Genomic DNA, 12,531 nt, shown 5'->3' on the forward strand with positions numbered 1-12,531 from the left:
TTCGCCGGACCTTTCTTCCTCGTCGCTCACTCATGCTGATCACCTGCTCGCTAGTGGGCTGGAGCGGCTGGGCATTGAGTGCTGCCGCCCAAATCAGCGCCACAGAACCGGCGGTGATGCCGGTCGCAGCGTTACCCGGGACCGATGCCCCGGGCAACAGCTATACCCGCACCCTCAAGGAGCTGGGCAAAAGCTATTCGATGACCCTTAAAGGCGTGGAGGCTACCGACAGTGTGAACTTCGATGTGCGCGCCGATGAAGTCGTCACGGCTGCGCAGGTCACGCTGCAGTACAGCTACTCACCGGCGCTGCTGGCCGACCTTTCGCAGATCAATGTGCTGGTCAACGATCAAGTGGCCGCCAGCCTGCCCCTGCCCAGGGAAGAGGCCGGTAAATTGCAGACCCGGACCGTGCAGATTCCGCCGCAGACCATCACCGAATTCAACCGGCTCAGCCTGCAGTTCATCGGTCACTACACGATGCAATGTGAAGACCCTTTGCACTCCAGCCTGTGGGCCAGGATCGGCAACGAGAGTCAGTTGAGCCTCCAGGTGTCCTCGATTAAACAGCCCAACGACCTGTCCGCTCTGCCGCTGCCCTTGTTCGATCGTCGAGACGCCTCGCCCCTGAAGCTGCCCTTCGTGTTTGCCGGGCGCCCGGGCGGTCCTGAGCTTGAGGCTGCCGGTATCCTGTCATCCTGGTTTGGCGCCCTGGCCAGCTACCGCGGCGCAACCTTCCCCGCCAGCCTCACCGGCCTGCCGGCCAAAGGCAATGCCGTGGTGTTTGTCAGCGGCAGCGAATCAACGACCTTGAGTGGCTTGCCGATCAAAGAGGCCACGGGGCCGACATTGACACTCGTGAGCAACCCAAATGACGCTCAGGGCAAACTGTTGATCGTCTCCGGGCGCGATGGCGCCGATCTCAAGGTCGCCGCGACAGCGCTGGCCCTCGGTGGCTCGGCCTTCTCCGGGCAGAGCGTGGTGATCGACCGGATCGACTCGCTCAAGCCACGCCGACCGTACGACGCGCCTAACTGGCTGCCCTCCGATCGCCCGGTTCGCCTGGGTGAACTGGCGCAACCCGCAGAGCTCAATGTGTCGGGTTATAACCCGGGACAAATGACGGTTGCGCTGCGCTTGCCACCCGACCTGTTCAACTGGCGTGAACCCGGCGCGCAACTTGACCTGAAATACCGCTATACGCCGCAACCGGTCTCCACCAACTCCTCGTTGCTGGTCAACTTCAACGACACCTTCATCAAGTCGATCGATCTGCCCTCGATCGAGAAACTCGGCAGCAGCGACAGCCTGCTGGCAATGCTCAAAACCGACGACAGCCTGGCCCGAACGTCGCGCATGCTGTTGCCGCTCAATTCCGTAGCGCTGCAATCACGCCTGCAATTTCGCTTCATGTATGACTACATCAAACAGGGCGAATGCCGCGACATCATCATCGACAACATGCGCGGTGTGATCGACCCGGACTCGACCCTGGACCTCAGCCAATATGAACATTTCATGGCCATGCCCAACCTCGGGGTGTTCAAGGACAGTGGCTTCCCGTTCACCCGCATGGCCGACCTTTCTGAAACATCGGTGATCCTGCCCAACGAGCCAAGCGCGGCCGATCTGAGCGCCTACCTGACCCTGCTGGGCCGCTTCGGCGACTCCACCGGTTATCCGGCCACCGGCGTGAAGGTGGTCCACGCCGACCAGCTGGCCGAGCAACGCGACCGGGATTTGCTGGTGCTCGCCTCGGGCAACAATCAGCCGCTGCTGGAGCAATGGCAAAGTCTGCTGCCGGCCAAGGACGAAGACGCTGCTCAGTACTTTGAACTGTCTGACCTGCCCTTGCGTCTGCGCAACTGGATCAGCCCGGATACGAAAACCAATCTGCGTGAAGCGCGCAGCAGCTTCAGGTTTACCGCTGACGACGGCAGTGCTTATCTGACTGGATTCGAATCGCCGCTCAAGAGTGGGCGCAGTGTGGTGTTTATCGCCAGCGCAAGGCCCAACGGCTTGGCCGACGTGACCAACGCCCTGCTCAGCAGCGAAGAAAACGCCCACGAGTTGCAAGGCAGTCTGGTGGTGGTCAGGGGCAAGCATGTCCAATCGCTGGTCGCCGAGCAGGATTACTACGTCGGGAGCTTGGGCCCATTGCGCTATCTGCAGTGGTACCTCTCGCAAAACGTAATGGCGCTCATGCTGTTCACTCTCCTCGGGATCCTGCTGCTTGCTTCGATGGCCTACCTGGCCCTGCGCTTACGGGCCAAACGTCGTCTTGGTCAATGAGCCGCGCATGCCTGTGTCGTCCATGAGCAGCCGGGGTGTTTCATTTCGCCGGTGCCTGCGCGGTAACACGCGCAGGTTGAGCGCTGTGCTTGCGCTTGCCCTGCTGGCGCCTGCGGTAGCGGCCGCAACCCCCTGTGAGTCGCCAGCCTGGCCACTGTGGCAAACCTACGCAACGCGCTTCGTTCAAGACGACGGTCGTGTTCTGGAATCGAGCCTGGAGAACAATCACAGCACCTCTGAAGGGCAGTCCTACGGCATGCTCTTCGCACTGATCGGCAACGATCAGCCACGCTTTGACAAACTCTGGCGCTGGACCTCAGCCAACCTCGCAGGCTCCGCCACCGCCACACGCCTGCCGGGCTGGTTATGGGGGCAAGGCACGGACGGTCAGTGGCGCCTGCAAGACGCCAATTCGGCCGCCGACGCCGACCTGTGGATCGCCTACGCCTTGCTCGAAGCCGCGCGCCTGTGGCATCGGCCAGACTATCACCAGGATGCCCTGCACTTGATGGCGACAATTGAAGCGCAATTGGTTGTCAAGCTGCCCGGGCTGGGCCCGATGGTATTGCCTGGACCACAGGGTTTCGTCCAGCCGGACGCTCTCTGGCGCCTGAACCCCAGCTACCTGCCACTGCCCCTGTTACGACGGCTGGCCAAGGAAGCACCCTCGGGGCCCTGGCAAGCGATTGCCAACAACACCGCGACGATGATTGGCCAATCCAGCCGCCACGGTTTCGTCGCTGACTGGGTCAGTTATCAAGGCACTTCAGCGCAATCGGGCGCCTTCACAAGCGACCCGATCCACGGCGACACAGGCAGCTACGATGCCATTCGCGTGTACCTCTGGCTGGGCATGAGTGATACCTCCGAAGCGCTGGCAGCGCTCCTGCTCAAACGGCTGGACGGCATGGCCCGCAGCACTGTCGCGACGGGTTCCCCCCCAGAAACAGTCCAGATTCTCCACGGCAGTGTTCAGGGTCAGAGCCCGTTCGGATTCTGGGCTGCACTGATTCCCTACCTTGAGGCGAAGGGGCTGCCCGGGTTGGCCGATCAGCAACGACGCCGCGTGGAACTCGCCTTGCGCGAGGCGCTGGCCAGGCCTGATGCCGACGCCGGTCCGCCGCGTTACTACAACTTCATGCTTAGCCTGTTCGCCCTCGGATGGGCAGATAAACATTACCGATTCCGGGAAGACGGAACGCTGAAACTCTCCTGGGAGACCGCATGCACGCGCACCACCGCACGCTAGCCATCGCCGTCATGAGCGCATGGACGGCCGCAGCTGCCCACGCTCAAAGTCCGACACCCCAGACATTACTCGTCGAGCAAGGGCAGTACTGGCAGTCGCACAACAACCCTCAACGCGCTGCGGAAGTCTGGCTGAAAGTCCTGCTGCTGGACCCGGCCCAGGCTGACGCACTGTATGGCCTGGGCTTGATCGGCGTGCAACAGGGCAAGCCACAGCAGGCGCAGCAATACCTCGCCCGCTTGCAGGCCATCCAGCCACCGCCTCGGCAGGCACTGCAATTGGCGCAGGACATCAGCGTGGCCCAACCGCAGAACCAGCAGCGTCTGGAAGAGGCTCGGCGCCTCGTCGATGCCGGTGAGCGTGACAAGGCGACCGCCGTATTTCGCTCGCTGTTCGATGGCCGTCCACCTCAAGGTACGATCGGCCGCGAGTATTACAACAACCTTGCCTTCAATCAGGCGGACTGGTCTGAAGCACGCAGCGGATTTCAGCGCCTGCAACGTGAGATGCCCAACGATTCGATCGTCGCGCTGTTTTACGCCAAGCATCTGGTTCGCCGTGAAGACAGCCGTGCCGAGGGCATCCGCGCCCTGGCCGCGCTGACCCAGCGTACCGACATTGCCGGTGATGCCGACGAAAGCTGGCGCCTGGCGCTGACCTGGATCGGTCCGCCCAATCCGGCACAGGTACCGTTGTTCGAGGCGTACCTCAAGACGCATCCGGATGACGTGGAAATCCGCGCGCAGATGAACAAGGGCAAGCAACAGGTAGCAACGACGGCCAGCAAGGAATGGCAACCGCCCGCCGAAGTCGCGCGCGGCCTGAAGGCGCTCAAAGAAGGCGATCAGGCCACCGCCGAACAGGCTTTTCAAGCGCGCTTGAAAAGCCTGCCCGATGATGCTGACGCGCTGGGCGGCCTTGGGGTTATTCGCCAGCAGCAACACCGACTGGCCGAAGCGGAAAAGCTTCTGGGTCAGGCCACGCGGCAACGCGACGGCAGCCACTGGCAAGTTGCGCTGAACGAAGTGCGCTACTGGTCGGCGTTGCAGCAGGCCCGCGACGCCCAGGCCAAAGGCCAGACAGCCCAGGCACAGGTCTCGGTCAACCAGGCGCTGCGGCTCAATCCAAACGGGGTGGATGCTCGCCTCGCCTTGGCGGATATTCAGGCCAGCGCGGGCCAGTTCGATGACGCTCAGCGCAGCTATCGGCATATTTTGAACCAGCGCCGCGACGACCCTCAAGCACAGGAAGGGCTGGTCAATGTGCTGCTCAAGAGCGGCAAGAACGATGAAGCCCTGCAACTGATTAACAGCCTGCCCGCCACCGGACAGGCAAAGATCGGCCAGTCCGCACGTCTGCAAGCCTTGCGCGCGACGCAACTGGCCGCCCTCGCCGAACAACGCAACGACCTGCCCGCTGCGCGCAACGCCTTGCAAGACGCGCTGCGCTACGAACCGGACAACGTCTGGACGCGTTTCGCCCTGGCTCGCCTGAACCTGGCGATGGGCGAACCGCAAAAGGCTCGGGACCTGATCAGCGCCATGCTCCAGGCCCATCCCGACAATGCCGATGCGCTTTACGTCAGCGCCTTGCTGTCGGTCCAGATGGGTGAGTGGAAAGCCGCCCAGACAACGTTGGGACGCTTGCGCCCCGACCAGCGCACCCCGGACATGGACGCGCTGGCCGCTGATGTCAGCCTCAACCTGCAACTCAGTCAGGCGATCGAGTTGGGCAAGCGCGGACAGCGCCAGGAAGCCCTGACCTTGCTCGATCGTATTCAGCCGATGGCCAACAACAGTCCAGATCGCACGGCGAGCCTGGCCTCGGCGTATGTCGACATCGGCGAGCCAACCCGCGCGCTGGCCCTCATGCGCGGCCAGTTGCAGAACACCACGGCGCCCTCGGCGGACTTCATCCTGCAATACGCCGCTGTCCTGCTTAAAACCGGAGAAGACGCACAGGTCAACGAGATTCTGCGCGACCTTCAGAACAGGCCCTTGAACGCGCCGGCTCGCAAGCGTTTCGACGATTTGCTCTATCTCTATCGCATCCGCCAGGCTGACCAGCTGCGTGAGCGAGGCGATCTGGCCAACGCCTATGACACGCTGGCGCCCGCACTGGCGCAACGTCCCGGTGACAGCGCTGCCGTCGCGGCGCTGGCACGGATGTACTCGGCCAATGGCGACACGGCAAAAGCCCTCGAACTCTATAAACCGCTGTTACAACGTCAGCCGAACGACCCGCAACTGCTGTTGGGTGCCGCCAACGCGGCGGTGTTGGCACATGACACTGCCTTTGCCGAACAGGCACTGCAACAGCTGCTCAAGACTGAGTCCGGCAACCCTCAAATGCTGACCGAGGCCGCCCGCCTCTACCAGAACATGGGCAAGACCGGCACGGCGACCGATCTGCTGCGCAAAGCGGTGGCCATTGAACAGAACGAGAAACGCAGAAGCCAGGTCGGCCAACTGGCCGGTTCGACGGTGGCGCCCAACCCTTTTGCCGGGGTGTCGGGGTCACGTAATGAAGTCAGTCGCGACACCTTGCTGGCAGCGATCCCGCCACCGGTTCAAGAGATGCCAGGCCGCATGACGTCTCCCCCCCCTTTTGGCATCGACGCCCCGCCAAGGCCGCAGCAGGCGAGCAATGCATACGCGTCGCAGCTGCCGCGCGCGGCACTGGTGAGCGAGGACATCAGCCCCGCGCAACTGGCGCTGAATAAAATCCTTCAGGAGCGCAGTGCCTACGTCACCCAGGGCGTGAGCATTCGCAGCAACAACAGTGAGTCGGGGCTGAGCAAACTGACCGATGTTGAAACACCTCTGGAAATCAATATCCCGCTGGATGAAAGCCGCGTCGCCCTGCAGGTGACGCCGGTCTCGCTGAACGCCGGCAGTGCCAGCGACGAGGCGCTGTCGCGTTTCGGTAACGGTGCGCAGAGTGGCAGCGTCGGCTCGCAAAAAGCCGAGGGTGTCGGCCTTTCCGTCGCTATTCAACGGCCCGCGGATGGGCTCAAAGCCGATCTCGGCACCACCCCGCTCGGCTTCAAGTACACCACCGCCACCGGCGGCATCAGCATTGATCGCCCCGTGAGCGACACCTCTAATGTCCGTTACGGCGTGAGCGTTTCCCGGCGTCCGGTGACTGACAGCGTCACCTCGTTTGCCGGCACCACGGACAAACGCAGCGGGCAGTCCTGGGGCGGCGTGACCGCTAACGGCGGGCGTGGCCAGTTGAGCTTTGACGACAACGAAGTCGGCGTCTATGGCTACGCCTCCTGGCACCAGCTGTTGGGCAACCATGTCGAGTCCAACAACCGCAGTGAACTGGGCAGCGGTGTGTACTGGTACCTGCAAAATGCAACGGACAGCAAGCTGACCGTCGGCCTGAGCATGACCGGTATCAGCTACGCCAACAATCAGGACTATTTCACCTACGGCCACGGCGGCTATTTCAGCCCGCAGACATTCTTCGCCCTGGGCGTGCCAGTGACCTGGGCACAACGCTCCGGACGCTTGACGTATCAAATCAAGGGCTCGGTCGGCGTGCAGCATTTCGAACAGGACAGCGCCGACTATTTCCCCAACGACAAAGCCCTGCAAGCGGCCTCGGGCCTGCGCTACGAAGGGCAAAACAAAACCGGGATTGGCTATAGCGTCGCCGCGGCAGCTGAATACAAGGTCGCTTCGAACTTCCTGCTAGGCGCCAATCTGGGCCTGGACAATGCCCATGACTACCAACAACTCAGCGGTGCCCTGTCTTTGCGCTACCAGTTCGAAGACATCAGCGGCCCCATGAGCCTGCCGGTCAGCCCGTACACCTCGCCTTATTCCAACTGATCATTCTGGAGCTTTCGATGCCCACTTCTGCCCTTGCCGGCCTGTCCCTCCTTGTTCTCGGGGAGAGCCATATGAGCCTCGCGGACCATTTGCTGGAGCCGCTGCACGACAACCTGACTCGCCAAGGCGCTCAGGTTCATTCCATCGGTGCCTGCGGTGCCAGCGCCAGCGATTGGCTGATCAGCAAAAAGGTCGACTGCGGTGCCGAGCGCAAAGGTAACGACAAAATCGTGATCAAAGGGCGTGAGGCAACCACCACACCGATTCAGGACCTGATCGCCGCCGACAAACCTGACCTGGTGGTACTGGTCATCGGCGACACCATGGCGTCCTATGACAAGCCAGTGTTTCCGAAGGCCTGGGCCTGGCAAAGCGTCACCGGCCTGGCCAAGGCCATCGCGGCCACCGGGACCCGTTGCGCCTGGGTGGGCCCGGCCTGGGGCAAAGCCGGTGGCATGTACCAGAAGAATGATGCCCGCACCCAGTTGATGTCGCAGTTTTTGGCCGCGAACGTGGCGCCTTGCACCTACATCGATTCGCTGACGCTCTCCAAACCTGGGCAGTGGATCACCACCGATGGGCAGCACTTCACCGTCGCCGGTTATCACGCATGGGGCACTGCAATTGGCGGTGCGCTGGCCAAACTGCCCGCCGAGCGCGTCAGCAGCGCAGGAGCCGGCAAATGAGCCGATCCGCATGTGGCTGGAAACTGTTAGCGCCCTTGATGCTGAGCTTGCACGCCCAGGCCGCTGACATTGCCCTGTACCCGACGGGCCCGGATCAAGACTCAGCTTTCCTGCGTTTTATCAACGCCGCCGACCGACCATTGCAGCTGCTGGCCGAAGGCTCACGGGCCAGCCTCAAACTGGAAGGCTCGAATGCCGTGTCCGACTACCTGCCCGTGCCCGCCAACCAGCCGATCAAGGGCACCCTGGAACGCAACGGCAAAAGCCTGCCGCTGGACATTCAGGTGGCAGCAGGCGAATTCGCCAGCGTGATCGCTTTGCCAGACAGCGCTCAAGGTATTCGCCAGGTCGTCATCCGTGAGCAACCCGACGACTTCAATAGCCTGAGAGCCTCGTTGGCATTTATCAGCGCCGATCCAGCGTGCACCCAGGCCAGTTTGCGCGCTGCGGGGAAGAACGCCGACCTGTTCAAGGAAGTGGCCGACGGCAGCGTGCAACGCCGCGCCATCAATCCGGTCAGCCTGTCGGTTCAATTGGTCTGCGCCCAAACCAACGTCGGCGCCCCACTTGACCTGGGCCAGCTCAAGGCCGGCGAGCGCTACAGCGTTGTGCTGCTGCCTGGCGCAAATGGTCCTTACCTGTTGCTCGCGACTGACGTCCTGGCCCACTGATCGGATCGCGCCACCACCATGGTTTTTGCCTCTCTCGAGTTTCTGACGTTGTTCCTGCCGCTGTTTTTGTGCACTTATGCAGTGTGCCCAGCCGCCTGGCGCAACGTCACGCTACTGATCGGCAGCTGGCTGTTCTATGGCTGGTTGAGCCCTCGGTTCCTCGCTGTGCATGTGATGTTGACGATCACGGCGTGGGGGGGTGGCTTATTGATCGATGCCTGGCGACAGGAGAGCAAGGGCCGTGTGCGAATACTTGTGGCCCTGATCGTGCTCAACACAGCAATGCTCTGCTGGTACAAGTACGCCAACATTGTCGCTGGCACATTGAACGAAGCGATGGTCTGGTCCGGAGCCGCGCCCCTGTCCTGGCAACGGGTCATCATGCCGGCCGGATTGTCGTTTGTCGTGCTGCAGGCGATTTCCTACCTGGTGGATGTGCATCGTCGCACCGTGCCGGTCGAGCGCAGCTTCATCCATTACGCGACCTATATTTCGATGTTCGGCCACTCGGTCGCCGGCCCCATCATTCGCTATGACTGGGTCCGGCGCGAGTTGCATCGACGTTCCTTCAACGCGCAGAACTTTTCGCTGGGAGCACGCCGGTTCATGGTCGGGATGTGTATGAAGGTTCTGGTGGCCGACACCCTGTCGCCCGTCGTCGACGTGGCGTTCAATGTGCAGACCCCCAGTTTTTCTGACGCCTGGCTGGGCTGCCTGGCCTACTCCCTGCAGCTGTTCTTTGACTTCGCCGGCTACAGCTCCATGGCCATTGGTCTGGGACTGATGCTGGGCTTCCACTTTCCAGAGAACTTCAACCATCCTTATCTGGCTAACAGCATCCAGGATTTCTGGCGCCGCTGGCACATGTCGTTGTCCAGTTGGTTGCGTGACTATCTGTATATCCCGCTGGGTGGCAATCGCCACGGCCCCCGGAAAACCTATCGCAACCTGTTCCTGATCATGGCCATCGCCGGCCTCTGGCACGGTGGCGACAATTGGAATTATCTACTGTGGGGCTGCGCCCATGGCATTGCGTTGTGTGTTGATCGTGCCTGGAACCGCTCCTCCCTGCCCCCTGTACCTCCCGTGCTTTCCCATGGGCTGACACTGCTGTTCGTCTGCCTGGCATGGACACTGTTCCGCGCCCCTGACTTTCACAGTGCACTGAACCTGTATGCCGGACAGTTCGGGCTGCAGGGCATTGCCCTCAGTGAGGAACTGTCCGCGACCCTGCGCCCGATCCATGGCCTCGCGGGGTTGTTGGGTGTGCTGAGTATCGTCGCACCGCTGCTACGCCCTTACGCTGAAAAACACCGGGTCGGCGTAGCGCTCGCCCTTTGGCCCATTGTCGGTTTCATGCTGTCGTTCGCGCTGACCGCCAGTCGCGAAACCGTACCCTTTCTGTACTTTCAATTCTGATGAAGACGCCAGAGCACACCATTACGCTTGCTCAACCTGACGATCCGGTCGCACGCACCAGCCCATTGGCAGGCGCATCTCTGCTGATATTCCTGTTCGTCGGGCTGCTGTCCTCTGGCTGGCTGATCGGGTCAGGGCAAATAGCGCCGCTACCACCGGGATTATCGGCGACGCAGATTCTTGACGGAGCTATCACCCATAAAATCGCCAAGGAGCTGTCGAAAGCCGCCTTCCCCACCACGTTCGCCAAGCTGGAACGCGGTGCCAGTTGGCTGCTCCTCAGCGACACCGGACCGAGGGTTCGCTCGGGTTGTCCTGACTGGTTGTTTTTGGCCGATGAGCTCAAGGTCGATCATCAAGCGCAGCGCAATGCCGATGCCAAAATCCAGGCAGTGATTGATCTGAACCAGCAGCTCTCCCAACGTGACATCAGCCTGCTGGTGGTCATCGTTCCAGACAAGAGTCGCATCGCTGCTAAGCAGCATTGCGCACTGCACCGCCCAGCCGCTCTCGAAGGGCGCATCCAGGCGTGGGCCTCGAAGTTAGACGTGGGTGGCGTGTCGAATCTGGACCTCACCGGTGCGCTGACGCCACTGGGGGCCAGCGCCTGGTTGCGCACCGATACGCACTGGAGCGAATCCGGCGCGAAGGCGGCGGCCGATGCCATCACGCAGCGCCTGAAGACCTTGGGCATCAGCGCAACGCCACACAGGTCGTTCAACGAAAGTCATGCCCCGCTCGCGGTGCGACCTGGCGATCTGGTCCATCTCGCGGGCATCGACTGGCTACCGCTCAAATGGCAACCCGCGCCCGAAATGGTCGCCCAAACCAGCACCCACGAACTTCCCGTTGCGTCAGCCGACAGCCCTGATACCGAGGCAGACCTCTTCGGCGATGCCGACCTCCCCAACACCGTGCTCATCGGCACTTCATTTTCGCGCAACTCCAACTTCGCAGGGTTTCTGCAGCAGGCACTGGGCGCCCCCGTAGGTAACTTCGCCAAAGACGGCGGAGCGTTCTCTGGCGCGGCAAACAGCTACCTCAACAACCCGGCCTCCAAAGAAACGCCGCCAAAGCAAATCATCTGGGAAATCCCGGAGCGGGATCTGCAGTCGGCTTACATCGACCCCATTGCCTATCGCTCGTTGTGGTAGGTCAATCGCATCCGGCGACGGTGCTTTTGTAGGCGCGAGGCTTGCCCGCGAAGAACGATGACGCGATGAACCTGCACCCACAAAAAACCCGGCGCATCGGCCGGGTTTCGTTTATCGCCTGTCGTCTGACAAGGGTGTTTCTTCATCCGGCGCAGGCATGTCGTCATCCACAGCCGGATCCAGAGCCGGGTCCCTCCAGTCTTCAGGACGATCAACGTCCGTATCGGCCGGGTCTCGCGAAGGGTCCATGCCGGGTGGTGCGTCGTGATCCATCGACGGATCGTCCCTATCGGGAATGGGTCTGACAGGGTCGTTATCAGAAGTCCCACCTTGAAGGATTTGCTCGTAAACCATGACGCACCTCACTGATGAGGTCCAGCGAATCTGGGCCGTACAGGTTGGAAACGAGCCTGCAAACGGGGTGCTATCGAGGAGACCAACGGCGGCTACCGATCAGCCGAAAAGCGGTCGCGACTGTTAGTCAGGTGCAACCACATCGCCGCCCGCGCCGCGTCCGGGTCCTGGCGTCTGATGGCGTTGAGAATCGCCTCGTGTTCGAGGTTGGCGAGTTGCCCGAGCTTGCTCAAATCCGCCGATCCGCGCTCGGCGGCATTGACGCGGGTCCGGGGGATCATGGCGCTGCCCAGGTGCTGCATGATCTCGGTGAAACACACATTGCCGGTGGCTTCGGCGATCAGTAGATGGAAGCGTTTGTCCGCCTCGACGCAACTGTCGTTGTTGGCCAACAGGCTTTGATAGTCATCCAGCGCTTCACGCATCTGCGCCAATTGCTGGTCTGTGCGACGCACCGCTGCCAGCGCCGCGGCCTGGGTTTCCAGGCCCATGCGCAACTCCAGAATACTGCGCACGCCCAGCGCGGTATCGACGTTCAGTCGCAGCCCCTGATCCGGTGCTCGCTCGAGGACAAAAGTACCGATGCCGTGACGGGTTTCCACCAGCCCCGAAGCCTGCAACTTCGAGATTGCCTCGCGCACCACTGTGCGACTGACGCCATGCTCCAGAACAATCGAATTCTCCGACGGCAGCTTGTCCCCCGGCACCCTCTGGCCGAGCAGGATGCTCTGGGTCAGTTTGCTCACCAGATCATGGGCCAGGTTATGGGCACGCTTGCGGGCAGGTGCGTCGATGTCTTCTTGCATGGTGATTATCCGTAAAGCGGGTTATCCGGATCGTAGCACCGTGCTCGCTTTTCGGTGACTGG

General features: G+C 61.8%; 9 protein-coding genes. 7 read left to right on the top strand and 2 right to left on the bottom strand.

Going from position 1 to position 12,531, the window contains the following annotated elements:
- The first annotated feature begins 32 nt into the window (after nucleotides 1–32).
- The 7 genes from bcsB to ACYZT2_RS19320 are packed head-to-tail and all read left to right on the top strand — an operon-like array spanning nucleotide 33 to nucleotide 11,309.
- Nucleotides 33–2,291, top strand: a complete 2,259-nt coding sequence (gene bcsB, locus ACYZT2_RS19290; protein ID WP_461966472.1) for a cellulose biosynthesis cyclic di-GMP-binding regulatory protein BcsB — start codon at nucleotides 33–35, stop codon at nucleotides 2,289–2,291.
- A gap of 7 nt (nucleotides 2,292–2,298) precedes the next feature.
- Nucleotides 2,299–3,540 (top strand): cellulose synthase complex periplasmic endoglucanase BcsZ, encoded by a 1,242-nt coding sequence (gene bcsZ, locus ACYZT2_RS19295; protein ID WP_461966474.1) that lies wholly within the window; start codon nucleotides 2,299–2,301, stop codon nucleotides 3,538–3,540.
- Nucleotides 3,516–7,379 carry a cellulose synthase subunit BcsC-related outer membrane protein gene (locus tag ACYZT2_RS19300; RefSeq protein WP_461966476.1) on the top strand — a complete coding sequence of 1,288 codons (3,864 nt, stop codon included), beginning with the start codon at nucleotides 3,516–3,518 and terminating at the stop codon, nucleotides 7,377–7,379. The genes bcsZ and ACYZT2_RS19300 overlap by 25 nt, the downstream gene beginning before the upstream one ends.
- Nucleotides 7,380–7,396: 17 nt before the next feature.
- A complete protein-coding gene (locus ACYZT2_RS19305) occupies nucleotides 7,397–8,065 on the top strand; it encodes an SGNH/GDSL hydrolase family protein (protein ID WP_461966478.1) in 669 nt (222 codons plus the stop codon).
- Nucleotides 8,062–8,736: an alginate O-acetyltransferase AlgF gene (locus ACYZT2_RS19310; protein ID WP_461966480.1), complete on the top strand. Its 675-nt coding sequence runs from the start codon at nucleotides 8,062–8,064 to the stop codon at nucleotides 8,734–8,736. Before ACYZT2_RS19305 ends, ACYZT2_RS19310 begins: the two co-directional genes overlap by 4 nt.
- A gap of 18 nt (nucleotides 8,737–8,754) precedes the next feature.
- Complete coding sequence (locus ACYZT2_RS19315; RefSeq protein ID WP_461966482.1) at nucleotides 8,755–10,155, top strand: MBOAT family O-acyltransferase; 1,401 nt, start codon at nucleotides 8,755–8,757, stop codon at nucleotides 10,153–10,155.
- Nucleotides 10,155–11,309: an alginate O-acetyltransferase AlgX-related protein gene (locus ACYZT2_RS19320; protein ID WP_461966484.1), complete on the top strand. Its 1,155-nt coding sequence runs from the start codon at nucleotides 10,155–10,157 to the stop codon at nucleotides 11,307–11,309. Before ACYZT2_RS19315 ends, ACYZT2_RS19320 begins: the two co-directional genes overlap by 1 nt.
- Nucleotides 11,310–11,420: 111 nt before the next feature.
- On the opposite strand, the gene ACYZT2_RS19325 is transcribed toward ACYZT2_RS19320, so the two are convergent.
- Nucleotides 11,421–11,582, bottom strand: a complete 162-nt coding sequence (locus tag ACYZT2_RS19325) for a hypothetical protein (RefSeq protein ID WP_461966486.1) — start codon at nucleotides 11,580–11,582, stop codon at nucleotides 11,421–11,423.
- A gap of 173 nt (nucleotides 11,583–11,755) precedes the next feature.
- Complete coding sequence (locus tag ACYZT2_RS19330; protein ID WP_461966488.1) at nucleotides 11,756–12,469, bottom strand: FadR/GntR family transcriptional regulator; 714 nt, start codon at nucleotides 12,467–12,469, stop codon at nucleotides 11,756–11,758.
- Nucleotides 12,470–12,531 lie beyond the last annotated feature (62 nt).

Source organism: Pseudomonas sp. MDT1-85 (assembly GCF_054898065.1).

Excerpts from the sequence above, each read along its gene's own strand:
- ACYZT2_RS19305 (WP_461966478.1), top strand. The coding sequence starts at position 7,397 with ATGCCCACTTCTGCCCTTGCCGGCCTGTCCCTCCTTGTTCTCGGGGAG.
- bcsZ (WP_461966474.1), top strand. The coding sequence starts at position 2,299 with ATGCCTGTGTCGTCCATGAGCAGCCGGGGTGTTTCATTTCGCCGGTGC.
- ACYZT2_RS19325 (WP_461966486.1), bottom strand. The coding sequence starts at position 11,582 with ATGGATCACGACGCACCACCCGGCATGGACCCTTCGCGAGACCCGGCC.
- ACYZT2_RS19300 (WP_461966476.1), top strand. The coding sequence starts at position 3,516 with ATGCACGCGCACCACCGCACGCTAGCCATCGCCGTCATGAGCGCATGG.
- ACYZT2_RS19330 (WP_461966488.1), bottom strand. The coding sequence starts at position 12,469 with ATGCAAGAAGACATCGACGCACCTGCCCGCAAGCGTGCCCATAACCTG.
- bcsB (WP_461966472.1), top strand. The coding sequence starts at position 33 with ATGCTGATCACCTGCTCGCTAGTGGGCTGGAGCGGCTGGGCATTGAGT.
- ACYZT2_RS19310 (WP_461966480.1), top strand. The coding sequence starts at position 8,062 with ATGAGCCGATCCGCATGTGGCTGGAAACTGTTAGCGCCCTTGATGCTG.
- ACYZT2_RS19315 (WP_461966482.1), top strand. The coding sequence starts at position 8,755 with ATGGTTTTTGCCTCTCTCGAGTTTCTGACGTTGTTCCTGCCGCTGTTT.
- ACYZT2_RS19320 (WP_461966484.1), top strand. The coding sequence starts at position 10,155 with ATGAAGACGCCAGAGCACACCATTACGCTTGCTCAACCTGACGATCCG.